The following is a 22,768-nucleotide window of genomic DNA, read 5'->3' as shown; positions in this document are numbered from 1 at the left end:
GAAACCGTTGTCAACAACGGTTGAAGGGCCTACCGATTTGGTTGAGGGGGAGGCCACGCCGGTACCCTGAAGCATTCACTGGAAGCAACTCGCTTCGTCGCCCGTCGTCGTAATGAAGAGAGCACCGTGGCCGCCGACAAGATCGACACCATCGTCAACCTGAGCAAGCGCCGTGGCTTCGTATTCCCCTGCAGTGAGATCTACGGCGGACAGCGTGCCGCCTGGGACTACGGACCCCTGGGTGTCGAGCTCAAGGAGAACATCAAGCGCCAGTGGTGGCGCTACATGGTGACGTCGCGCGAGGACGTGGTCGGTCTCGACTCGTCCGTCATCCTGGCCCCCGAGGTCTGGGTCGCCTCCGGTCACGTCGCCACCTTCACGGACCCGCTGACCGAGTGCGTCTCGTGTCACAAGCGGTTCCGCGCCGACCACCTTGAAGAGGCGTACGAGGAGAAGAAGGGCCACGCCCCGGCCAACGGCCTGGCCGACATCAACTGCCCGAACTGCGGCAACAAGGGCCAGTTCACCGAGCCCAAGCAGTTCTCGGGTCTGCTCTCCACCCACCTCGGCCCGACCCAGGACTCCGGCTCCGTCGCCTACCTGCGCCCCGAGACCGCCCAGGGCATCTTCACCAACTTCGCCCAGGTGCAGGTCGCTTCGCGCAAGAAGCCGCCGTTCGGCATCGCCCAGATGGGCAAGTCCTTCCGCAACGAGATCACGCCCGGCAACTTCATCTTCCGCACCCGCGAGTTCGAGCAGATGGAGATGGAGTTCTTCGTCAAGCCGGGCGAGGACGAGACGTGGCAGGAGTACTGGATGGAGCAGCGCTGGAACTGGTACACCGGCCTGGGCCTGCGCACCGAGAACATGCGGTGGTTCGAGCACCCGAAGGAGAAGCTCTCCCACTACTCCAAGCGCACCGCTGACATCGAGTACCGCTTCCAGTTCGGCGGCAGCGAGTGGGGCGAGCTCGAGGGCGTCGCCAACCGCACCGACTACGACCTCGGCGCCCACGCCAAGGCCTCCGGCCAGGATCTCTCCTACTTCGACCAGGAGGCTGGCGAGCGCTGGACTCCGTACGTCATCGAGCCCGCGGCCGGTGTCGGCCGCACCATGCTGGCCTTCCTCCTCGACGCCTACGTCGAGGACGAGGCGCCCAACGCCAAGGGCAAGATGGAGAAGCGCACGGTCCTGCGCCTGGACCACCGCCTGGCCCCGGTGAAGGTCGCGGTGCTCCCGCTGTCGCGCAACGCGGAGCTGTCCCCGAAGGCCAAGGGCCTCGCCCAGGCGCTGCGCCAGAACTGGAACATCGAGTTCGACGACGCCGGCGCCATCGGCCGCCGCTACCGCCGCCAGGACGAGATCGGCACGCCGTACTGCGTCACCGTCGACTTCGACACGCTCGAGGACAACGCGGTCACCGTCCGTGAGCGTGACTCCATGAAGCAGGAGCGCGTGTCGCTGGACCAGATCGAGGGCTACCTCGCGGGCCGTCTGATCGGCAGCTGACCTTCGGTTTCCACCCGGTGCCGGGCTCCCTTCCCCGGGGGCCCGGCACCGGTGCGTTCGCGGCTCTCACGCGTCGATTGGTCCGGCAGCGCGGCCCGCGATTGGCCCTGTCGCCCGGCCACGGGTGCCGCCAGGGTGGCCCCCATGAGCCTCGCCTTCCTGCTGACCACCCTCGTCATCGTCGCCACCCCGGGCACCGGCGTCGTCTACACCCTCGCCGCCGGGCTCTCCCAGGGGCGCCGCGCGAGCGTCGTCGCCGCGTTCGGCTGCACGCTCGGGATCGTGCCGCACGTGCTCGCCACCGTCACCGGAGTCGCCGCGCTGCTGAACGCGAGCGCGACGGCGTTCCAGGTCCTGAAGTACGCCGGTGTCGCCTACCTCCTGTACATGGCCTGGGCGACGGCGCGGGACAAGGAGGCGATCGCCGTGGACGAGAAGACCGCCCCGCGCTCGGCGGCGCGGGTGATCGGCCGGGCGGTGCTGGTCAATCTGCTCAACCCGAAGCTCACCATCTTCTTCTTCGCGTTCCTGCCGCAGTTCGTGAGCCCCGACGAGCCGCACGCGGTCGTCCGGATGCTGGGGCTGAGCGGGATCTTCATGCTGGCGACGTTCGTCGTCTTCGCCGCGTACGGCGTCCTCGCCGCCTCCGTGCGCGGCCACGTCACCTCACGGCCGCGTGTGATGACCTGGCTGCGACGGAGCTTCGCGGGGTCGTTCGTGGCCCTGGGCGCGAAGCTGGCGCTGACCGCCCGGTGAGGGTCAACGGCCCTGCAGCGACCTGACGTTGTCGCCGAAGGTCCAGTTCTTCGAACCGTCCCAGTTGACCGACCAGGTCATCAGGCCCTTGACCGAGGTGCCGTAGTGCTTCCAGGCCTGGGAGACCAGTGAGGGCGCCATGTAGCCGCCGCCCGCGCCGGATTGCGCGGGCAGGCCCGGCACCTGCTTGTCGTAGGGCACCTTCACGGTCGTACCCTGCACGACCAGCCCCTTGGCGAGACAGTCCGTCTGGGCCGTGAAGCCCGTGACCGTGCCCGCCGGGTAGGAGTCGCCGGAGCAGCCGTACATGCTGCCGTTGTAGTACTGCATGTTCAGCCACCACAGGCGGCCGTTGTCGGCGTACTTCTTGATGACCGGCAGGTACGCGCCCCAGATGGAGCCGTAGGTGATGCCGCCGCCGGTGACGTAGGCCGTCTCCGGGGCCATCGTCAGGCCGAAGCCCGACGGCATCCTCGCCAGCACCCCGTCGATGATGCGGACCAGGTTGGCCTGGGACGTGGAGAGCTGGGTGATGCTGCCGCCGCCGACCAGGCCGGTCTCGATGTCGATGTCGATGCCGTCGAAGTTGTACTTCTTCAGGATCGGCACGACCGTCGCGACGAACCGGTCGGCGACGGTGCTGGAGGAGAGGTCGATGCCGGCCGCCGCCCCGCCGATCGACAGCAGGATCGTCTGCCCGGACGCCTTCGCCGCGCACATCTCCGCGGGCGTCGCGACCTTCACGCCGGTGTCCATGCCGTCCTCCCAGAGGGCCGTTCCGTCGGAGCGGATGACCGGGAAGGCCGCGTTGATCACGTTGTAGCCGTGCGCGGCGATGCGGGAGTCGGTGATCGGGGTCCAGCCGAAGGGCGGGTGGACGCCGTTGGCGGCGCCGTCCCAGTTCTCCCAGTAGCCCTGGAGGACCTTGCCGGCCGGGCGGGACTTCACGGCGCAGGTGTCGGCGGCGGAGGCGGTGGGCGCGGTGGCGAGGGCGAGCGGGGCGAGGACGGCCCCGGTCAGCGCGGCGGTGAGCAGGCGCAACGTGCGGCGGATCATGCGGAGCCTCCCGGTGGGGGCGCGGTGAGGTGTCGTAGGCATGACAGTGCTCGTGGTCCAGACCTTTCGTCAATAGGTCTGGACCAAGCTGGGCCTGTTCTGGGTCGCGGTCAGACGCCCGCCGCGCACCGCCAGAAGTCCCGCATCAGCGGGGTCGGCGTCGGGCTCGTCATGGACACCTGGGTCAGCAGGATCGCGACCGTGCCGGTGGTGGGCACGAGGTGGGCCGTGGTGCCGGTGCCGCCGACCCAGCCGTAGCGGCCGGGGACGTTCCAGGGGTCGGCAGGGGTGACGTCGACCTGGGCGCCGTAGCCCCAGCCCTGGCCCTCCAGGAAGAGGGCGCCGATCTCCCGCTGGGCCGCCGAGAGATGGTTGGCCGTCATCCGGCTGACCGAGGTGGGGGTCAGCAGCGGGCGGCCCCGCCACTCGCCGCCGCCGAGCAGCATCCGGGCGAAGGCCAGCCAGTCGTCGGCCGTGGAGACGAGCCCGCCACCGCCCGAGGGGAACTCGGGGACACTGCTGAAGTCGCCGTCCGGAGTGTCCGCCACCTCCAGGGTGCCGTCGGCGCCGGGCCGGTAGGACGTCGTGAACCGCCCCCGCTCACCCGCGGGCACCTCGAACCCGGTGTCCGTCATGCCGAGCGGCTCGAAGATCCGCTCGGCCATGAAGTCCGGCAGGCTGCTGCCGGAGACCCGGGCGATCAGCACGCCCTGGAGGTCGGAACAGGTGCCGTACAGCCATGCCTCGCCCGGCTGGTACAGCAGCGGCACGGCGGCGAGCGAGGCCACCCAGGTGTCGGGGTCCGGCCACTCCCGCATGGCGCGGCCGTCCTTCTGCACCCCGAACAGCGCCTGGACCGCCGGGAGCGAGAAGTCGGCAGGGAAGCCCCAGCCCGCCCGGGAGCCGAGCAGGTCCTCGACGGTGACCGGGCGGGCCGCCGGGACGACGTCGTCGACGGGGCTCGACGGGGTCCGTACCACCACCGGCTCGGCCAGCTCCGGCAGCCAGGTGTCCACCGGGTCGTCCAGCGCGATCCGGCCCTCCTCCACCAGCATCATCAGCGCCGCCGCGGTGACCGGCTTGGTGATCGAGGCGATCCGGAAGATCGAGTCCCGGGCCATCGGGGCGGAGCCGCCGGCGTCCATGGAGCCGACGGCCACCGCCTCGACGTCGTCGCCGCGGGCGAGCAGGCCCACCGCTCCGGGGACCGTCCCGTCGTCGACGTACCGCCCAAGCAGCTCGTGCAGATCCTGTCGTTCGCTCATCGGTCCCAGGCCTTCCCTCGCTCGCGGTCGCGGTCGTACGTACGACTCCTCCCGCGGCGGAAAGTCATCGGACCGCCGGACCGCTCAGGCCGCCCGTCCGCCGGACCGCTCACGCCGCCGCGGTCGGGTCCACCGTCGCCTGGTGCGCCTCGGCCAGGTGTTCCGCGGCCCGCGCCCAGGACAGGAACGGCGCCCCCTTCCGCCAGCCGCAGGTGTCACATCTGATCGTGCGCCGCACGCCCGCACGCCGCACTCTGACGACGTGCCGCCGGCCGTGCTGGTCCCAGCGGCTGATCTCACTCGCGCCGTCCTGCGTCATGCACCCTCCCGTGCCCCGATGTTCCACGCCAACAGGGTGCCCCGGACGGCGACTTCACCGGGCTGTGTTCTGCCTCACCCGCTCGTCACCCGCTCGTCACCGGATCGTCCGCGGCAGCCGCAGGCTGAGCAGCCCCGTCAGCACCACCCCGGCCAGCTGCACCAGCAGCGTCGTCACCAGGGCGTCCCGCATGCCGTGGCCGGGGACGAGGGACAGGAAGAGGGTGCCCAGGGTGGCCACACCCAGGGCGAGGGCCGACTGCTGGGTGGTGACCATCACACCGCTGCCGACACCGGCCCGGGCGGCCGGCACCTCGGAGAGCACGATCCGCATGACGACGGGCAATTGCAGCGCCTGGCCCGCACCGGCGACCGCCGCGCCGGGCAGCAGCGCGGCGAAGCCCACGTCCGGCCAGTCCCGCCAGGCGGCCAGCGCGATCAGCGCCACGCCGACGCCCTGGACCAGCGCCCCGGCGGTGACGACCCGCGTGCCGAAACGGGCCACCAGGCGCGGCCCGGCGAGCGAGACGATCAGGAACGCCACCGCCATCGGGGCCAGCGCCAGGCCCGCCGGAACCGGCCCGAGGCCCGCGCCGCGCTGCAACGCCACCGCGATGACGAACATGAACCCGCTGAAGCCGATGGAGAACGGCACCATCAGCACCAGCCCCCGGCGCAGCGACGTCAGCGCGAACAGGCTCGGCGGCACCAGAGGCGTACGGCCCAGCCGGTCCGCCCGCCGCTCCACCGCGTAGAAGGCCGAGGCGACCCCCGGGAACGCTGCCAGCGACAGCCACGTCCACACCGGCCAGCCCGCCGCCCGGCCCTCGGTGAGCGGGGCGAGCAGCGTCAGCAGGGAGAGCGCGAGCAGCACCGTGCCGGGGCCGTCGAGCGGCTCGGGCCGCTGGGAGCGGGTCTCCGGGACGGCGCGGGCGGCCAGCACCAGGCCGGCGAGTACGACGGGCACGTTCACCAGGAATACGGAGCGCCAGCCGGTGCCCGCTATGTCGGCGGCGACCAGGACGCCGCCCAGGATCTGGCCCGCCACCATGGACAGACCGGCGGTGGCGCCGTACAGGCTCATGGCGCGGGCCCGGCGCGGGCCGGCGGTGGTCGCCTGGATGGTGGCGAGCACCTGCGGCAGCATCGCCGCCGCCGACGCGCCCTGCGCGACCCGCGCCGCGACCAGGCTCCAGGCGCCCGGTGCGAGGCCGCAGGCCAGCGAGGTCAGCCCGAAGGCGGCCATGCCGCCCAGGAAGAGCCGGCGGCGGCCGAAGAGATCGCCGAGCCGCCCGCCGAGGACGAGGAGCACGGCGTACGCCACCCCGTAGCCGGCGACGACCAGTTCGAGGACGGCCTCGCCCGCGTGCAGGTCCGCGCCGATGGTGGGCAGGGCGACATTGACGATGAAGAAGTCGACGAGGGGGAGGGAGGCTGCCAGCAGGACGGTGAACAGTCCGAGGGTGCCGAGCGCCGGTGGCGCCGCCGGTGAGCGGACGGTGGGCGTGGTGACGGTTTCGGTCATGACCCCGAGCCTGCGCGTGCGCCCAGGCTGGTACCAGAGTCTTCTTGTCCTGGTACAAGGAGTACCTGGCAACAGGGTCCGCGAGACGGCAGGCTGGGTACATGACGACCACGGGCCAGGAGACGACGACCCGGCCGGAGCGGGGCTCGGACATCCGGCGCCACGAGCTGGCCGCCTTCCTGCGCAGCCGCCGTGAGCGCATCACCCCGGAGCAGGTGGGGCTGCCCCGCGGCACCCGCCGCCGCACGCCCGGGCTGCGCCGCGAGGAGGTCGCCCAGCTCTCCGCGGTCGGCGTCACCTGGTACACCTGGCTCGAGCAGGCCCGGGACATCCAGGTCTCCGTACAGGTCCTCGACGCCCTGGCCCGCACCCTGATGCTGGACGCGAGCGAACGCGCCCACCTCTTCCAGCTGGCCGGCTCCGTCGACCCGACGCCCGCCTCGAGCTGCTCGGGGGTCACCCCGGCCCAGTTCGAACTGCTGCGCCAGCTGGAGCCGGTACCGGCCTGCATCCAGAACAGCCGGTACGATATCCTCGCCTACAACCGCACCTACGCCCGTCTGATGGGCGACCTGGACGCGGTCCCGCCCGAGGACCGCAACTGCATCCTCCTCGTCCACACCAACGAGGACTGGCGGGCCGCGATCGTGCACCTGGAGGAGACCAGGCGCCTGATGGCCGCGAAGCTGCGCGCCTCCATGGCCGGCCACCTCGGTGAGCCCGCCTGGAAGATGCTGATCAAACGGCTGGAGTGCGCGTCACCGGAGTTCTGCGAGAACTGGAACCGCTACGAGGTGGTCGGCACCCGCACCAGGATCAAGCAGTTCCTCAACCCGTACGTCGGCCTCCTCACCCTGGACCACACGGACCTGTGGCTGAACCCGGAGATCGGGGCGCGCATGGTCACATACGTGCCCACGAACGAGGAGAGCCGGCAACGCGTGGAGAAGCTCTACGCGTTCGCCCTGGAACAGGAGACGGCTCAGCTGACGCCGGCCGCTTCCCGGACCTCCGCGGACTGAAGTCGCCGGGCGGTGTGTTCGGCGGTGCCGCGGGCCCAGCGGCCGTTGGTGAGGGCGCCGACGGCGAGGACCGCGAGGCCGCAGGCGGCGAGGATCCACCAGGCCGGGCGGGCCGCCGCCACGAACGCGGTGCGGTACGGCGACGAGCCGATCCCGGACGCGAGCACCGCGCCGATCACGGCGACCCCCAGGGTCTGCCCGAGCTGCCTGCTGGTGGAGGCGACGGCCGCGGCGACCCCGGCCTGCGCCCGCGGCATCCCGGACACGGCCGTGTTGGTGATCGGCGCGTTCACGAAGCCGAACCCGATGCCGAACAGCACGTACCCGATGACCAGCGTGACGTTCGACGTCTCCGCCTCGAACCCGGCGAACAGCACCCCGCTCACGGTCATGGCGAGCCCGGCGATCAGCAGCGGCAGCCGCGGCCCCCGGCTGCCGACCAGCCGTCCGGACAGCGGCGCGCACAGGAACATCGGCACGGCCATCGGCAGCATCCACAGACCGGCGTGGAGGGCGTCGAGACCGCGCACGTTCTGCAGGTACAGCGTCGAGAGGAAGAGGAAGCCGCCCAGCGAGGCGAACGCGCTGATGGCGATCACCGTGGCCCCGCTGAACGGCGCGGAGCGGAAGAAGCGCAGGTCGATGAGGGGTTCGGCGCGCCGGGGCTCGTACCACACGAGCCCGGCGAGGGCGACGAAGGCGATCAGCGCGAACGGGAGCACCCGGCCGGTGCCCGCGTCCGGCGCCTCGATGATCGCGTACGTGAGGGAGCCGAACAGGGCGATCACCAGCAGCTGGCCGACCGGGTCGGGGCGGCGGGCTTTGGGTGCGCGGGACTCGGGGACGAAGCGCAGGGTGAGCAGGAGCGCGGCCAGACCGACCGGCAGATTGACCCAGAAGATGGACCGCCAGCCGACCGACTCCACCAGCAGGCCGCCGACCAGCGGCCCGGCGGCCATGGATATGCCGACGACCGCACCCCACACACCGATCGCGCGGGCGCGTTCGCGCGGGTCGGTGAAGGTGTTGGTGATGATCGACATGGCGACCGGGTTGAGCATCGAGCCGCCGACCGCCTGGACCATGCGGAACACGACCAGCGCCTCGAGGCTGGGCGCGAGGGAGCACAGCAGCGAGCCGGTCACGAACACGATCAGGCCGGTCATGAAGACCTTCTTGCGGCCGACCCGGTCGGCCGTGGAGCCCGCGAGCATCAGCAGCGAGGCCAGCACCAGCGTGTAGGCGTCGATCGTCCACTGCAGGCCGGACGTGGTGGCCTGCAGGTCGCGCTGCATCGACGGCAGGGCCACGTTCAGGGCGGTGACGTCGAGGCTGACGATCAGCAGGCTCATGCAGCAGATCGCGAGCACGAGGAAACGTCGGCGATGACTGAGCTCGGGCATGCGTTCCATCGTACGCCGGTTTCAATAGTGCGTCTAACTAATAATCTCTACGGGGGTCATCGCCGATGGGTGACAATGGGGCAATGCCCACGCCCACGACGCCCCTGCCGATCGGCCCCCACACCGTCCAGCCGCCCGTTGTCCTCGCCCCCATGGCGGGCATCACCAACGCGCCCTTCCGCACCCTGTGCAGGGAGTTCAGTGGTGGCAAGGGTCTGTTCGTCAGCGAGATGATCACGACCCGGGCGCTGGTCGAGCGCAACGAGAAGACCATGCAGCTGATCCACTTCGACGCGACCGAGAAGCCGCGCTCGATCCAGCTGTACGGCGTCGACCCGGCGACCGTCGGCAAGGCCGTCCGCATGATCGCGGAGGAGGACCTCGCCGACCACATCGACCTGAACTTCGGCTGCCCGGTGCCGAAGGTGACCCGCAAGGGCGGCGGCTCGGCCCTCCCGTACAAGCGCAACCTGCTCCGCGCGATCCTGCGCGAGGCGGTGTCCGGCGCAGGGGACCTGCCGGTCACGATGAAGATGCGCAAGGGCATCGACGACGACCACATCACCTACCTCGACGCCGGACGCATCGCCGTCGAGGAGGGCGTCACGGCCATCGCCCTGCACGGCCGCACCGCCGCCCAGCACTACGGCGGCACCGCGGACTGGGACGCCATCGCCCGCCTGAAGGAGCACGTCCCCGAGATCCCCGTGCTCGGCAACGGAGACATCTGGTCCGCCGAGGACGCGCTGCGGATGGTCCGGGAGACCGGCTGCGACGGCGTGGTCGTGGGACGCGGCTGCCTGGGCCGGCCCTGGCTGTTCGCGGACCTGGTGGCCGCCTTCGAGGGCCGTACGGAGGCCGTCGCGCGCCCCACGCTCCACGAGGTCGCCGACGTCATGGTCCGCCACGCCACCCTCCTCGGCGAGTGGATCGGCGACGAGTCCCGCGGGGTCATCGACTTCCGCAAGCACGTCGCCTGGTACCTGAAGGGCTTCGCGGTCGGCTCGGAGATGCGCAAGCGACTCGCCATCACCTCCTCCCTGGAGCAACTCCGCTCCGGCCTCGACGAGCTGGACCTCGACCAGCCCTGGCCCACCGGCGCCGACGGCCCCCGCGGCCGTACCTCCGGCAACAACCGCGTGGTCCTGCCGGACGGCTGGCTGAAGGACCCGTACGACTGCGCGGGCGTCACCGAGGACGCGGAACTGGACACCTCCGGGGGCTGACACCCCGCCGCGCCGCGGGGAAGGCGGTCAGCGCTTCTTCGGGTGCGGGGTCGAGCCGTACGCCGTCAGGAAGCGGTCCCGGAAGGAGCTCATCTTCCACACCGGCGCGTCGTGAGCGGGCCGCAGGCCGTCCGTCCAGTTCCAGTCGGCGATCTTGTCCAGGACCTTCGGGTCCTTGGCGACGATCGAGACCGGGACGTCACGGCTGGCGTGGTTGCCGCTGACCCGGGCGATGGGCTGGTGGTCGCCGAGGAAGACCAGGACGGTGTCGTCGCTGCCGTAGCGCTCCAGCCACTCGGTCAGGGCGGTCACCGAGTACTGGACCGACTTGCCGTACTCCTCGCGGGACTTGGTGGTGTCGGCGATGACGTCGGACGGCTTGTTGCCCGCCGCCTCGATGCCCTTGAAGACCGAGCCGTTGCCCAGCTGGTCCCAGTCGACCATCTTCGGGATCGGCGCCCAGGGCTGGTGGCTGGAGGTCAGGATGAGCAGCGACATCCGCGACTTGCCGCCGGCGACCTTCTTGCTGTGCACCCGCTCCTGGTACTGCTGGAGCGCGTACTGGTCCGGCATGGTCGACCAGCTGAACTTCGGCCCCTTGTAGCCCAGTTGGAAGGCGTTGTAGACCTTGTCCAGGCCGTACCAGTTCTGCTCCGGCCAGCCCTTCTGGATGCCCGGCATCACGCCGACCGTGTCGAAGTCACCGGTCTTCTTGAAGGCGTCGGTGAGGCTCAGGTGGTCGCTGGCCATGACGGTGCGGTAGCGCTGCTGGTTGCTGATCCACAGGCCCGACATGGTGGTGGAGTGGCCGAGCCAGCTGCTGCCGCCGTACGTCGCCGAGGTCAGCCAGCCGCTCTTGGCGTGGAAACCGGCCTTGGCCAGGGCCTTGGTCCGCACGTCCAGCGTCTTGTCCACGCCGGGCGCCATGATCGGGTCCTCGATGGCGCTGCGGCCGTAGCTCTCGATGAACGTGAAGATCATGTCCTTGCCGCGCAGGTCGGGCACCAGCTGGCTGCCCGGAGTGTTGCCGAAGGCGTCGACCTTGGCGACCTTCTCGAACTCCGCCTCGTCGCGCAGGGTGGCCACGACCTTGTGCGCCTGGCTCTTCACGCCGGCCGCGGTGCGGTCGGAGGCGATCGGCACGCCGGCTATCTGGATACCGAGGGAGGAACAGGTGATCCAGACGACGCCGGCGATCAGCGTGCCCCGGGTGGCCGTGCCGGTGTTCCGGGCGAGCAGGTTGCTCAGCCGGACCATGGCCAGGGCCAGCAGGAGGAACACCAGCAGCACGAGGACGATGACGCCGACGGTGGCGGCCAGGGTGACCGTCTTGCCGAGGGAGTCGTTCAGGTACGACTGCGCGTCGCTGAGCAGGGTCCAGTCGAGGATGGGGTTGAAGCCCCGGCCGAGGTACTGGTTGAAGCCCATGTCGAGGAAGTTCAGCACGGTCATCGCCCCGAGAGCGATCCCGGAGACGACGGCCAGCGCGATCCGGGGCCTGCGCGGCAGCGCCAGCGTCACGGCGGCCCCGATGATCGCCTCCGCCGGTATGCGCGCGAACTTCATCGGCCCGAGCCCGACCACGGTGTTCGGCAGCAACAGGGCGGCCACCACCAGCACGGCGGCCAGCACGGTCACCGTCACCGACAGCACACCGGCCGCCGCCGGATGCGCCGCCCGCCACGCCTCCCGCCGCCGCATCCGCGCCCGCCCACTCCACCCGGGCCGGCCACGCCGCACGGGGCGCTGCGCGGCGGCCGCCTCGCCAACGGCTTCGGGTGCCGTGGAAGCGGCCTCATCGAGCACGGCTTCCGGGGCGGGCGCCCCGCCGGCGGGTTCGGGGGTGGTGGCCTTGGGTGTGTCCACCGGGGTGGCTGGGGAGGCGGCCGCCTCAGGCTTGTCCTTCGGTGTGGCCTCGGGGGCGGTGGAATCCGGGGTGGGCGCCGCGTCGGCGGTCTCGGAAGCGACCGCTTCGGGTGTGTCCTTGGTGGTGGCCGTGGAGGTGGTGGCCTCGCCCGTGGTTTCCGGGGTGTCGGCCTTCGGTGTGGCCTCGGGGGCGGTGGAATCCGAGGTGGGCGCCGCGTCGGCGGCTTTGGGGGTGTCGGCTTCGGAGGTGGTCGAGGGAGCGGCTGCTTCGAGCGCGCCTTCCGGGGCGGGTGTCTCGTCGACGGCCTCCGAAGCGACCGCCTCCAGCGTGCCCTCCGGGGCGGCCGTGGAGGTGGTGGACTCGGGCGTGGCCTCCGAGGTGGCGGCCTTCGGTGTGACCTCGGGCGCGGTGACTTCCGGGGCAGAGGTCTCCTCCGGGGCCGCTGGAGCGGTGGCCTCCGGGTCGGAAAGGACCGGCGAATCCGGGTCGGCAGCGGCTTCCGGGGCGGGCGTCGGGTCGGTGGCCGGGAGCGCGGTGTCCGGTCCGGCAGGGGAAGGCGCGGGCCCCGCATCGGCGGCCTGCGAGGGGCCGTCCCCGACGGCCTTCCCGGTGGCGGCCTCGCCGGAGGCGCCCGGCCCGGCCTCGGCAGAGGCACCGCCCTGGATCTCTGCCCCGGGTTCCTCGGATTCCGGCCGGGCGGCGGCGCCGTCCGTTTCCGGTGACTGGCGAATGCTCGTGTGCTGAGGCAACCCGGAGGTCCTTCCGTGCGAGGCCCGTGAACGGAGGCGGCAGGCCACGCGGGGAGGCAGGGGCCGGCCGCCATCCCGTACGGCTCGCCTCCGATGCCTGTTCAGGACCCTGGGCAAACACCCGGCAAACGGCTCGCCAATACTCCATTCGGACGGACCGGAGCAACAGACCCTAGGCGCCCCCGACCGCCGTGAGCAGCGCCAGCGGTGCCGCCGCCGAGCGGGATTCGCGTACGCACGCATGCGGGTAGGGCACGGGCTCGGCGTGGGTGTCACGGCCGTATCCCGCGAGCACCTCCGGCAACCGGTGCCCGGCGGCCGTCGCCGCGTCGACCAGGGCGTGGGCGACCGTACGGGCCTCGTCGTGCAGGCCGTAGCGGGCCAGCCCCAGGGTGAGCAGCGCGTTGTCGTGCGGCCAGACCGAACCGCGGTGGTAGGAGAGGGGGTGGTACGCCGGCTGCCCGGCCGCCAGCGTACGTACGCCCCAGCCCGAGAAGAAGTCCGGTTCCAGGAGCCTGCGGCCGACCACCTCCCCGTACTCCTTGTCCAGCAGCCCCGACCACAGCAGGTGCCCCGCGTCCGAGGCCAGCGCGTCGACCTGGCGGCCCTCCCCGTCCAGCGCGAGCGCCGGGAAGGAGCGGTCCGGCATCCAGAAGTCCCGCTGGAAGCGGTCGCGCAGGTCGGCGGCGGCCTGTTCCAGCAGGGCCGCGTACGTCCCGTCGCCCCACACCGTGCGCGCCACCCACGCCGTGCGGCGCAGCGCGTCATAGGCGTAGCCCTGGGCCCCGGCCGCCACCACCGGCCCGTGCGGGCGGGTGCCGTCGGCCGAGCAGATGGCGCCGGGGGAGTCCTTCCAGTTCTGGTTGGCGAGGCCGCCCCGGTCGGCGCGGTACACCAGGTAGCCGCGCGAGGTCAGGCCGCCGTGGTCGAGCATCCAGCCGATCGCCGCGCGGGCATGCGGTTCCAGGCGGCGGGCGAGGGCCGCGTCCCCGGTCTGTTCGACGTACGCGCCGAGCAGCACGAGGAACAGCGGGGTGGCGTCCACGGAGCCGTAGTACCGCCCGTACGGCACCTGCCCGAAGTGCGCCAGCTCGCCGTGCCGCACCTCGTGCACGATCTTGCCGGGCTGGGCGACCGAGGCCGCGACGCTCCCGGTCGCCTGGGTGGCGGCGAGCGCGGGGAGCGTCGCGGCGGCCAGACGAGGCCGGTAGGGAAGGGTGAACAGCGAGGTCAGCAGGGCGTCGCGGCCGAGGAGCGTGAGGAACCAGGGCGCGCCCGCCGCCGGTACGCGCAGTTCCTCCCCGTCCGGTCCGGTCGCCGGGACCTGGAGCGAAGCGAGGTCGGTCAGGCCCCGGGCACAGGCCGCCGCCAGCTCCGGCCAGCCGGTCGGGAAGGCCACGCCCTCCACGAACTCACCTTCGACGGCGAGGAGTTGCTCGTTCACCGAGGCGGGGGAGCGCGGCACCCGCAGCGCCCGCCTCTCGCCGTGCGGCCGGGCGATCACGCGCAGCACCAGCTCGGCCGTGCCGTGCGGTTCCAGTTCGAGGGTCCAGACGAGCCGGCGGGCTCCCGTGCCGGTCTCCTCCACACCGTCGGGGGCGGGGTCGGCCGTGATGGTCGTGACGGACCGCCATTCGCCGCGGCGGTAGGTGAACTCCAGTCCGTCGTCCAGGACCTGGCGGGAGCGCACGACGCCGGTCTTGGTGTAGGTGCGGTGGTCGGAGCGCAGCTCGAACTGGTCGGTGAAGTCGGCGTCGGCGGTGATCGCCAGGCGGACCGTGGTGGGCACCGGGCGGTTGCTGGTCACCCGCAGCGACTCCACGAACGAGCTGTCGCCGACCGCCTGTTCACGGAACAGGGTGTGCGCGGGCGGCTCCTGCCGGCCGCCGCGCGGGACCAGGACACAGCGCGCGCCGTCGCCGTCCGCGACCGGCGTGAGCACCTCGGGCACCGCGCCGTCCACGGTGAGCTGCCAGCGGCTGAGGTGCCGGGCGTCGCGGGCGAACAACCCGTCCGGGGAGCCGCCGCCCCGGACGCCGCTGATGTCGCCCCGGTCGCCCACGGCGGCGAACGTCGCGCCGTGCACGAGCAGATGATGCCGGTCCGTCATCCCCGGTCCCCTCCCTTGTCGCTTCCGTGGAAGTCACTCCTGCCGGAGTCGTCCTTGCCGGAGCCGTCCTTGCCGGAGTCGCTCCTGCCGGAGTCGCTCCTGCCGGAGTCGCTCCTGTCGAAGTCACTCCCGCCGAAGGAACTCCTGCCGAAGTCACCCCTGTCGAACGTGCCGAGGCCCCCGGGGGACACGCCGTCCCCGGAGGACTCGTGAAGCAGATCGAGCGTGAGCGCGGCGGTCCAGCCGAAGCCGAGCGCGCCGCGGGCCTCGCCGGTGTACGGGTCGACGTACTCGGCGAACCCGCTCGCGCCGGCGGTGTGCACGAGGGCCTCCCGCAGCGCGTCGGCCCGGTCCCGCTCGCCGTGCGCGCGCAGGCCCCGCTCCACCAGCCAGCCGGTGTTGAACCAGGCCGGGCCGCGCCAGTAGCGGTGCGGGTCGAAGGCCTCGCCGAGCAGGTCGTAGCTGGGCACCAGACGGGTGGTGTCGCCCAGGCCGAAGTGCGGGCCGGTGAGCGTGCCGACCAGCGCGGTGGCGGTCTCGCGGGGCAGGCCGGGCAGGAGGAGCGGGACGAGACCGGAGACGCCGCGCTCGGGGATCAGGCCGCCGCTCCGTACGTCACGGCAGGAGAACATGCCCCGCGCCGGATCCCACAGCCTCTCGAGCAGCGCCCCCGTCAGGCGTTCCGCGCGCGCGTGCCGGGCCGTGCCGGTCGCGCCCAGCTCCTGGGCGATCCGGGCCAGCGCGTGCTCGGAGGCGATGAGCAGGGCGTTGAAGGCCGGGTCCTCGACGGCGAACTCCCCTCCGCCGTCGGTATATCCGCCGTCCCGGTAGTCCGTCGCCAGCCGCACGTACCGCCCGTAGTCCAGGTCCGTCGGCCGGGCCTCCGCGGCGCCGTGGTCGAGGTCGGCACGGCGGAAGGAGCGGTCCGGCGCCGGGGTGACGCGGGCGAGCGGGGCGTCCCAGCAGGGGCTGTTGTCCATGCCCTGCTCCCAGGGGTGCACGACGGACGCCAGCCCGCCGCCGCCCAGGTCCCGCCGGTGCAGCAGATAGCGGTGCCAGGCGGCCAGCCGGGGGTACACCCCGGCCAGGAAGCCCCGGGCCCGGGACAGCCCCGGGTCGGCGAGGTGCACCAGCCAGGCCGCCAGCGCGTGCACCGGTGGCTGCACGATGCCGGAGGTCTGTACGGTGCGCGGGGCGCCCGCAGCGCGCCCCGCGGTCGAGGAGCGCCAGAAGTCGGGGCTCGGGAAGTACGCGTCGAGCGGTACGGAGGGGTTGAAGACGATGTGCGGGACGCGCCCGTCACCCCACTGGGCCGCCAGCAGTGTCTCCAGCTCCGTCTGCGCCCGTAACGGCGAGATGTGCCTGAGGCCGATCGCGATGAACGCGGAGTCCCAGGACCACTGGTGCGGGTACAGGCTCCGCGAGGGGACCGTCGAGGTGCCCGTCCAGTTGCCCTCCAGCACGCGCACGGCGGCGGCGTGCAGCGCCCCGGCCGGTCCGGCGGACCCTGCCGCGGGCGGCGGATCGTATGCGATCGCACGCGCGGTGCGGTGGGCGGTGAGCTGGGCTGTGCGATCCACTCGGGGCTCCCCGAAAGACGTCCGGCCGAGCGGTTCGGCCGCGGCCACCGTAGGGTTACGTCTATTTAACACGCAAAACCCAATATGTAATGCAGACTTGAGAAACACAAGGGGGTGTGCATGAGCGGTCGGAGTCAGGCGAGCGCGAGCGCCGGTGATCTGCTCGAACTGGTGCGCACCGGGCGTGCCACCACGCGCGGTGCCCTCCAGCAGGTCACCGGGCTGTCCCGGGCCACCGTCGGCCAGCGTCTCGACCGTCTCTTCCGGGCCGGCTGGCTGCGCGAGGGCGCCGGCGGCCCGGTCGGCTCCCCGCTGGGCGGCCGCCCCTCGATCACCCTGGAGTTCGACGACGCCCACGCCGTCGTCCTCGCCGCCGACCTCGACACCCGGCACGCGCGCGCGGCGGTCCTCACGCTGACCGGCGAGCTGCTCGCCGAGCACTCCGGCACGCTGGCCGTCGAGGACGGCCCGGACACCGTGCTCGGCGAGCTCGGCCGGTGGTTCGCCGAGCTGCTGGAGAAGGCGGGGCACCGGGCGGAGGAGGTCTGCGGCATCGGGCTGGCCGTACCGGGGCCCGTCGACAGCGAGACCGGCCGGGTCGTCCAGCCGCCGATCATGCCCGGCTGGGACGGCTACGACATAAGAGGCCGCCTGGCCCGCGCCCTCGCCGAGCGCACGGGCGCCCCGCCCGTCCCCGTGCTCGTCGACAACGACGCCAACCTCATGGCGTACGGGGAGCAGCGCACCGGACATCCGGACTGCTCGGCGTTCGTGCTGGTGAAGGTGTCGACCGGGATCGGCGCCGGGGTCGTGGTGGGCGGCTCCATCTACCGGGGCATCGACGGCGGCGCCGGGGACATCGGGCACATCCGGGTGCCGGAGGGCGCCGAGGCGCTGTGCCGGTGCGGGTCGTACGGCTGTCTGGCCGCCGTCGCCAGCGGTGGCGCCGTGGCCCGGCGGCTCGCCGAGGCGGGCGTGCCGGCCGCCAGCGGCTCGGATGTGCGGGACCTGCTGGCCGCCGGGCACCCGGAGGCGGCGGCGCTGGCCCGGGAGGCGGGGCGCCGGGTCGGGGATGTCCTGGCGACCGTGGTGACGCTGCTCAACCCCGGCGTACTGATGATCGCGGGCGACCTGGCCGGTACGTCCTTCCTCACCGGCGTGCGGGAGCTGCTCTACCAGCGGGCCCTGCCGCGATCCACCGCGCACCTGGACGTGGTGACGTCCCGGCTCGGGGAGCGGGCCGGGCTGGTGGGGGCAGGAGCCCTGGTCGTGGAGCATCTGTACGCGCCGGAGCGGGCGGAGGAGCGGCTGCTGGCGCTGGGCGTGTGACGTCCGTCTTTCGTCCACGTTCCGCGTCGGACACACGTCCGCATGGTGAAATCCGGCGCGCTGTGGCAGCGTGATTCTCGCCACCCTTGATAAGGGTTGCGCTCAGATGAGCGTATTGCGCACGGCTGCACTTCTCCAAGGGGTGGCACTCGGTGCCACCCCTTGATCGTTCATCGATCGAAATCAGACGTGCATGTATCCCGCTCATCTGAGCGGAAACAGTCATCCGTGAACCCCTGTGCGTTCAAGAAGTGAAAACATTCGCCCGCTTCCGCTTGCCAAGCTTTGACTTTGGATCCGCTGGCGGACGGCTGGTTAAGGGCGCATGACACGCAAGTGGACGTACCCAGGCACCTTCGATCTGGGTATGTTCCTCGCCGTCAGGGCAGCCACCGCGGCCTCAAGGAGTCGAGACCCGTGTCGGAAAACAAAGAACCCCACGTAGCGAAGTTCGTTTACGACTTCACCGAGGGCAACAAGGACCTCAAGGACCTCCTGGGCGGCAAGGGCGCCAACCTCGCCGAGATGACCAACCTGGGTCTCCCGGTGCCGCCCGGCTTCACCATCACCACCGAGGCCTGCAAGGTCTACCTCGACAGCGGCGAGGAGCCCGCGGCACTGCGTGACGAGGTGAGTGCGCACCTCGACGCCCTCGAGCAGAAGATGGGCAAGAAGCTCGGCCAGGCCGACGACCCCCTGCTCGTCTCCGTCCGCTCCGGCGCCAAGTTCTCCATGCCCGGCATGATGGACACCGTCCTGAACATCGGCCTCTCCGACAAGTCGGTGCAGGGCCTGGCCAAGCAGGCCGGCGACGACCGCTTCGCGTGGGACTCCTACCGCCGCCTCATCCAGATGTTCGGCAAGACCGTCCTCGGCGTCGACGGCGAGCTCTTCGAGGAGGCCCTCGACAAGGCCAAGGAGGCCAAGAAGGTCGCGGTCGACACCGAGCTGGAGGCCGCCGACCTGAAGAAGCTGGTCACCGCCTTCAAGAAGATCGTGAAGAAGGAGGCCGGCCGGGACTTCCCGCAGGACCCGCGCGAGCAGATGGACTTCGCCATCAAGGCGGTCTTCGAGTCCTGGAACACCGACCGCGCCAAGCTCTACCGCCGCCAGGAGCGCATCCCGGGCGACCTCGGCACCGCCGTCAACGTCTGCTCCATGGTCTTCGGCAACCTGGGCCCCGACTCCGGCACCGGCGTCGCCTTCACCCGCGACCCCGCCTCCGGCCACCAGGGCGTCTACGGCGACTACCTCCAGAACGCCCAGGGCGAGGACGTCGTCGCGGGCATCCGCAACACCGTGCCGCTCGCCGAGCTGGAGAGCATCGACAAGAAGTCGTACGACCAGCTCATGCAGATCATGGAGACCCTGGAGAACCACTACAAGGATCTCTGCGACATCGAGTTCACCATCGAGCGCGGCCAGCTGTGGATGCTCCAGACCCGTGTCGGCAAGCGCACCGCCGGTGCCGCCTTCCGCATCGCCACCCAGCTGGTGGACCAGGGCCTGATCGACGAGACCGAGGCGCTGCAGCGCGTCAACGGCGCCCAGCTCGCGCAGCTGATGTTCCCCCGCTTCGACGAGCACGCCAAGGCCGAGCAGGTCGGCCGGGGCATCGCCGCCTCGCCGGGCGCGGCGGTCGGCAAGGCGGTCTTCGACTCCTACACCGCCGTCAAGTGGTCCCGCTCGGGCGAGAAGGTCATCCTGGTCCGCCGGGAGACCAACCCCGACGACCTGGACGGCATGATCGCGGCCGAGGGCATCCTCACCTCCCGCGGCGGCAAGACCTCCCACGCGGCCGTCGTCGCGCGCGGCATGGGCAAGACCTGTGTCTGCGGCGCCGAGGAGCTGGAGGTCGACACCAAGCGGCGCCGGATGACGGTCCCGGGCGGGCACGTCGTCGAGGAGGGCGACGTCATCTCCATCGACGGCTCCAGCGGCAAGGTCTACCTGGGCGAGGTCCCGGTGGTCCCCTCCCCGGTCGTGGAGTACTTCGAGGGCCGCATGCACGCCGGCGCCCACGACGCCGACGAACTCGTCGAGGCCGTGCACCGGATCATGGCCTTCGCCGACCGCAAGCGCCGGCTGCGGGTGCGGGCCAACGCGGACAACGCCGAGGACGCGCTGCGCGCCCGTCGCTTCGGCGCGCAGGGCATCGGCCTGTGCCGTACGGAGCACATGTTCCTCGGTGACCGCCGGGAACTGGTCGAGCGCCTCATCCTGGCCGACACGGAGGAAGAGCGCCAGGAGAGCCTGAAGGCGCTGCTCCCGATGCAGAAGCAGGACTTCGTGGAGCTGTTCTCCGCGATGGACGGCCTGCCGGTGACGATCCGTCTCCTCGACCCGCCGCTGCACGAGTTCCTCCCCGACATCACGGAACTCTCGGTCCGCGTGGCCCTCGCCGAGTCCCGCCAGGAGCCGCACGAGAACGAGCTGCGCCTGCTCCAGGCCGTGCACCGGCTGCACGAGCAGAACCCGATGCTGGGCCTGCGCGGCGTCCGCCTCGGCCTGGTCATCCCCGGCCTGTTCACCATGCAGGTCCGGGCCATCGCCGAGGCCGCGGCCGAGCGCAAGAACGCCAAGGGCGACCCGCGCGCCGAGATCATGATCCCGCTCGTCGGCACCGTCCAGGAGCTGGAGATCGTCCGCGAGGAGGCCGACCAGGTCGTCGCCGAGGTCGAGGCGGCCACGGGCGTGTCGCTGAAGCTGTCGATCGGCACGATGATCGAGCTGCCGCGCGCCGCGCTCACCGCCGGTCAGATCGCCGAGGCCGCGGAGTTCTTCTCCTTCGGCACCAACGACCTCACCCAGACGGTGTGGGGCTTCAGCCGGGACGACGTCGAGGCCAGCTTCTTCACCGCCTACCTGGAGAAGGGCATCTTCGGGGTGTCCCCCTTCGAGACGATCGACAAGGACGGCGTCGGCTCCCTGGTGAAGGCGGCGGCGAAGGCGGGCCGCGAGACCCGCCCCGACCTCAAGCTCGGCGTCTGCGGCGAGCACGGCGGCGACCCGGAGTCGGTCCACTTCTTCCACGAGGCCGGTCTCGACTACGTCTCCTGCTCCCCCTTCCGCATCCCGGTCGCCCGCCTCGAGGCCGGCCGCGCGGCCACCCAGTCGGAGGGCAGCGACCACCGCTGACCCCTCCCGCAAGACCCCGGAGCCGCCGTCGGTCCCCGACCCTCAACCGATCGGCGGCGGCTCCGGTGCACGAAAAAAGGGGCGGCACCCTGTGCGGGGGTGCCGCCCCTCCTGTGTGTCCCGCACCCGTCAAGGCGTCAGCCGGGCCGCCAGCTCGGCCAGCTTGTCGACGACTCCCTGAACCGAGGAGAAGTCCTCCCCGGCGTCGCCTTCGACGGTGGTTTCGACCCGGTACCCCTCGGTCGTGGGATCCACGAGGATCCGGACGGCTGTCACGTCGCGGTAGTCGGCCGAAAACCTCAGTGCGCCATGGGTGACGTACGGAAAGAGCCGGCGGACCTCCGGGTGTGCATGCCCTCTTCTGAGGATCTCGTTCAGGTCGGGGAACGCGTCGCTGCGCAGCACCTTCTCCCACTGGGTTTCGACGGGATCCCCGTCCTCGTGCGCCTGTGCCATGGCGTCGTATTCCATGAAGGGGCACTTCTCGGCCAGTTGCCTCAATGGCGCGCCGGTGCGCCAGAGAGCGATCACCTGAGCCACCGAGGCGAGGTCGCTCGTCCCGCCGGATGCCCATACATGCGCGTCGCCGTGTATGGAGACGGAGAACTTCCTCTTCTGGCTTCCGAGGAGAACGGAGACGACCCCTCTGCCGGTGTCTGCGGTCGCCGTCGAGTACGCGGCATGCGCGTAGGGACCGGAGGGTGCCACCGGCCCCAATGCGATCCCGGCTTCCCCGGCTGCTTCGGTGATCGCACGCGAGAGGCCCCCGGCCTGCTCAGATCGTGCCTTCGGTGTTGACCGGACCGACCTGGAAGAGGCCGGAGCAGATCTTCCAGGCGGCCGGGACGAGGACCGCCTGGTGCGAGGCCGGGGGATAGACCCTCAGATAGGTGCCGGTACGCAGGCACGGACCGCCGACGGGGCCGTTGGTGGTGCGGACGACCGCCGAGGCCGAGTGGCCGGGGGCCAGGGTGACGGTGGAGTAGGACGTGCCGCTGCGGGTGGCGGCCGGTCCGATCTGCCGGTGCGCGGTGTCGAGGGCGCTGACGCCCGGGTAGCCGCGCAGGGCGCAACCGGTGGTGCTGGTGTTGGTGAACTGGATCGGCCAGTAGAGCGAGCCCGCCGCGCCCTCCTTGCGGCCCATGGAGAGGTAGAGGTCGCTCACGGTGCACGTACGCGGGCTGCTCGTCGCCTGCGACGCCTGGGCTGTAGTGGTCATGCTCCACGTGGCCCCCGCGGTCGCCAGCCCCGCGAGGACGGCGGTCAGAGAGGCGGCGAGGCCGCGCCGGGAGAAGTGGTGGGAATGCAGGGACATGGCGCATCCGCCTCCATCATCGGGCGAATGGGTGGCAAGGTCACTGGATTGGACGCGGCCCCGGCGGAAAAGGTTGTACCTGCCATTGGAACACCGCCCCGCGCGAGGCGCCGCCGGGACGGGACATGGGGTCACCATCCCTCCACGCCGTCGGCCAGCCGCCGGTGCCACCAGGGCGCTCCCCACTCGGCCAGCGGGTCGGGAAGGGTGAGCAGCAGATAGCGGTGGTCCAGTGGTTGCATCGCGCGTCGCAGTTCGGCTCGGGCCCGGGAAGGGAGCCGGGGCAGGATGTCCGCCAGGGCGTCGCGGGCCTGTCGTACGTCGTCGAGGGCGCAGCCGGGGCACGCGGCGCAGAAGGATTCGCGGGGGTAGCGGGGCCGGGAGCCCGGCGAGTGGAGGAACGACCGGTAGCCGCGCAGGGCGGCGTCCGTCGCGCCGGGTCCGTACCAGAAGCCCGGGGAAAGCCGCTCCGCGCGGTGGACGGCGAGGCTGGTGCGGGGCGACAGGCCGCGTATCCGGGCGGGTGGGGTCTCTTGCCAGGAGCGGAGGCCCGGGTGACCGAGGGCGTCGCGCAGGGCGCCCGGACGGTTACGGGGCATC

Annotated in this window: 17 protein-coding genes; 6 read left to right on the top strand and 11 right to left on the bottom strand. The window is 71.6% G+C overall.

Going from position 1 to position 22,768, the window contains the following annotated elements:
• Positions 1 to 126 precede the first annotated feature (126 nt).
• Both ACH45E_RS33420 and ACH45E_RS33415 read left to right on the top strand, forming a co-directional pair.
• On the top strand, positions 127 to 1,509 hold the full coding sequence (locus ACH45E_RS33420) for a glycine--tRNA ligase (protein WP_361450870.1): 1,383 nt from the start codon (positions 127 to 129) through the stop codon (positions 1,507 to 1,509).
• A 144-nt stretch (positions 1,510 to 1,653) separates the two neighbouring features.
• A complete protein-coding gene (locus ACH45E_RS33415) occupies positions 1,654 to 2,265 on the top strand; it encodes a LysE family translocator (RefSeq protein WP_361450867.1) in 612 nt (203 codons plus the stop codon).
• A 3-nt stretch (positions 2,266 to 2,268) separates the two neighbouring features.
• Here the strand turns inward: ACH45E_RS33415 and ACH45E_RS33410 are convergent, their stop codons facing one another.
• The 4 genes from ACH45E_RS33410 to ACH45E_RS33395 all read right to left on the bottom strand — a co-directional run bounded on the left by ACH45E_RS33410 (position 2,269) and on the right by ACH45E_RS33395 (position 6,429).
• A complete protein-coding gene (locus tag ACH45E_RS33410; RefSeq protein ID WP_361450864.1) occupies positions 2,269 to 3,321 on the bottom strand; it encodes a chitinase in 1,053 nt (350 codons plus the stop codon).
• A 110-nt stretch (positions 3,322 to 3,431) separates the two neighbouring features.
• Complete coding sequence (locus ACH45E_RS33405) at positions 3,432 to 4,586, bottom strand: serine hydrolase domain-containing protein (RefSeq protein WP_361450861.1); 1,155 nt, start codon at positions 4,584 to 4,586, stop codon at positions 3,432 to 3,434.
• Between the two features lie 109 nt (positions 4,587 to 4,695).
• Positions 4,696 to 4,905 carry a hypothetical protein gene (locus ACH45E_RS33400; RefSeq protein ID WP_361450858.1) on the bottom strand — a complete coding sequence of 70 codons (210 nt, stop codon included), beginning with the start codon at positions 4,903 to 4,905 and terminating at the stop codon, positions 4,696 to 4,698.
• Positions 4,906 to 5,001: 96 nt separating this feature from the next.
• Positions 5,002 to 6,429, bottom strand: a complete 1,428-nt coding sequence (locus ACH45E_RS33395) for an MFS transporter (RefSeq protein WP_361450855.1) — start codon at positions 6,427 to 6,429, stop codon at positions 5,002 to 5,004.
• Between the two features lie 101 nt (positions 6,430 to 6,530).
• Here ACH45E_RS33395 and ACH45E_RS33390 point away from each other — a divergent pair, with 101 nt between their 5' ends.
• Positions 6,531 to 7,451 (top strand): helix-turn-helix transcriptional regulator, encoded by a 921-nt coding sequence (locus ACH45E_RS33390; RefSeq protein WP_361450852.1) that lies wholly within the window; start codon positions 6,531 to 6,533, stop codon positions 7,449 to 7,451.
• On the opposite strand, the gene ACH45E_RS33385 is transcribed toward ACH45E_RS33390, so the two are convergent.
• Complete coding sequence (locus tag ACH45E_RS33385; protein ID WP_361450849.1) at positions 7,412 to 8,854, bottom strand: MFS transporter; 1,443 nt, start codon at positions 8,852 to 8,854, stop codon at positions 7,412 to 7,414. The genes ACH45E_RS33390 and ACH45E_RS33385 overlap by 40 nt on opposite strands.
• 83 nt (positions 8,855 to 8,937) lie before the next feature.
• Here ACH45E_RS33385 and dusB point away from each other — a divergent pair, with 83 nt between their 5' ends.
• The gene (dusB, locus tag ACH45E_RS33380; protein ID WP_361450846.1) at positions 8,938 to 10,080 is read left to right on the top strand and encodes a tRNA dihydrouridine synthase DusB; all 1,143 of its coding nucleotides are present in this window, start codon (positions 8,938 to 8,940) and stop codon (positions 10,078 to 10,080) included.
• Between the two features lie 27 nt (positions 10,081 to 10,107).
• Here the strand turns inward: dusB and ACH45E_RS33375 are convergent, their stop codons facing one another.
• The 3 genes from ACH45E_RS33375 to ACH45E_RS33365 all read right to left on the bottom strand — a co-directional run bounded on the left by ACH45E_RS33375 (position 10,108) and on the right by ACH45E_RS33365 (position 16,386).
• A complete protein-coding gene (locus ACH45E_RS33375; RefSeq protein WP_361450843.1) occupies positions 10,108 to 12,696 on the bottom strand; it encodes a CDP-alcohol phosphatidyltransferase in 2,589 nt (862 codons plus the stop codon).
• Between the two features lie 172 nt (positions 12,697 to 12,868).
• Positions 12,869 to 14,806 carry a glycogen debranching N-terminal domain-containing protein gene (locus ACH45E_RS33370; RefSeq protein ID WP_361450840.1) on the bottom strand — a complete coding sequence of 646 codons (1,938 nt, stop codon included), beginning with the start codon at positions 14,804 to 14,806 and terminating at the stop codon, positions 12,869 to 12,871.
• Positions 14,803 to 16,386: an MGH1-like glycoside hydrolase domain-containing protein gene (locus ACH45E_RS33365; protein ID WP_361450837.1), complete on the bottom strand. Its 1,584-nt coding sequence runs from the start codon at positions 16,384 to 16,386 to the stop codon at positions 14,803 to 14,805. Before ACH45E_RS33365 ends, ACH45E_RS33370 begins: the two co-directional genes overlap by 4 nt.
• A gap of 120 nt (positions 16,387 to 16,506) precedes the next feature.
• Here ACH45E_RS33365 and ACH45E_RS33360 point away from each other — a divergent pair, with 120 nt between their 5' ends.
• Both ACH45E_RS33360 and ppdK read left to right on the top strand, forming a co-directional pair.
• Positions 16,507 to 17,715: an ROK family protein gene (locus ACH45E_RS33360; RefSeq protein WP_361450834.1), complete on the top strand. Its 1,209-nt coding sequence runs from the start codon at positions 16,507 to 16,509 to the stop codon at positions 17,713 to 17,715.
• Between the two features lie 417 nt (positions 17,716 to 18,132).
• A complete protein-coding gene (ppdK, locus tag ACH45E_RS33355) occupies positions 18,133 to 20,853 on the top strand; it encodes a pyruvate, phosphate dikinase (RefSeq protein WP_361450831.1) in 2,721 nt (906 codons plus the stop codon).
• A 129-nt stretch (positions 20,854 to 20,982) separates the two neighbouring features.
• Here the strand turns inward: ppdK and ACH45E_RS33350 are convergent, their stop codons facing one another.
• The 3 genes from ACH45E_RS33350 to ACH45E_RS33340 form a co-directional block, all read right to left on the bottom strand.
• Positions 20,983 to 21,561 (bottom strand): DUF6193 family natural product biosynthesis protein, encoded by a 579-nt coding sequence (locus tag ACH45E_RS33350; RefSeq protein ID WP_361450828.1) that lies wholly within the window; start codon positions 21,559 to 21,561, stop codon positions 20,983 to 20,985.
• Positions 21,562 to 21,628: 67 nt separating this feature from the next.
• A complete protein-coding gene (locus ACH45E_RS33345) occupies positions 21,629 to 22,168 on the bottom strand; it encodes a DUF4232 domain-containing protein (protein WP_361450825.1) in 540 nt (179 codons plus the stop codon).
• 131 nt (positions 22,169 to 22,299) lie between these two features.
• Complete coding sequence (locus tag ACH45E_RS33340; protein ID WP_361450822.1) at positions 22,300 to 22,767, bottom strand: hypothetical protein; 468 nt, start codon at positions 22,765 to 22,767, stop codon at positions 22,300 to 22,302.
• Position 22,768 lies beyond the last annotated feature (1 nt).

The sequence above is a fragment of the Streptomyces sp. NPDC020299 genome (assembly GCF_044387825.1).
Classification (GTDB): Bacteria; Actinomycetota; Actinomycetes; order Streptomycetales; family Streptomycetaceae; genus Streptomyces.
Note: the sequence above shows the minus strand (reverse complement) of the source record. Positions and strands in the feature narration are given on the sequence as shown.

Excerpts from the sequence above, each read along its gene's own strand:
- dusB (WP_361450846.1), top strand. The coding sequence starts at position 8,938 with ATGCCCACGCCCACGACGCCCCTGCCGATCGGCCCCCACACCGTCCAG.
- ACH45E_RS33400 (WP_361450858.1), bottom strand. The coding sequence starts at position 4,905 with ATGACGCAGGACGGCGCGAGTGAGATCAGCCGCTGGGACCAGCACGGC.
- ACH45E_RS33340 (WP_361450822.1), bottom strand. The coding sequence starts at position 22,767 with ATGCCCCGTAACCGTCCGGGCGCCCTGCGCGACGCCCTCGGTCACCCG.
- ACH45E_RS33410 (WP_361450864.1), bottom strand. The coding sequence starts at position 3,321 with ATGATCCGCCGCACGTTGCGCCTGCTCACCGCCGCGCTGACCGGGGCC.
- ACH45E_RS33370 (WP_361450840.1), bottom strand. The coding sequence starts at position 14,806 with ATGACGGACCGGCATCATCTGCTCGTGCACGGCGCGACGTTCGCCGCC.
- ACH45E_RS33390 (WP_361450852.1), top strand. The coding sequence starts at position 6,531 with ATGACGACCACGGGCCAGGAGACGACGACCCGGCCGGAGCGGGGCTCG.
- ACH45E_RS33395 (WP_361450855.1), bottom strand. The coding sequence starts at position 6,429 with ATGACCGAAACCGTCACCACGCCCACCGTCCGCTCACCGGCGGCGCCA.
- ACH45E_RS33415 (WP_361450867.1), top strand. The coding sequence starts at position 1,654 with ATGAGCCTCGCCTTCCTGCTGACCACCCTCGTCATCGTCGCCACCCCG.
- ACH45E_RS33385 (WP_361450849.1), bottom strand. The coding sequence starts at position 8,854 with ATGCCCGAGCTCAGTCATCGCCGACGTTTCCTCGTGCTCGCGATCTGC.
- ACH45E_RS33345 (WP_361450825.1), bottom strand. The coding sequence starts at position 22,168 with ATGTCCCTGCATTCCCACCACTTCTCCCGGCGCGGCCTCGCCGCCTCT.
- ACH45E_RS33360 (WP_361450834.1), top strand. The coding sequence starts at position 16,507 with ATGAGCGGTCGGAGTCAGGCGAGCGCGAGCGCCGGTGATCTGCTCGAA.
- ACH45E_RS33405 (WP_361450861.1), bottom strand. The coding sequence starts at position 4,586 with ATGAGCGAACGACAGGATCTGCACGAGCTGCTTGGGCGGTACGTCGAC.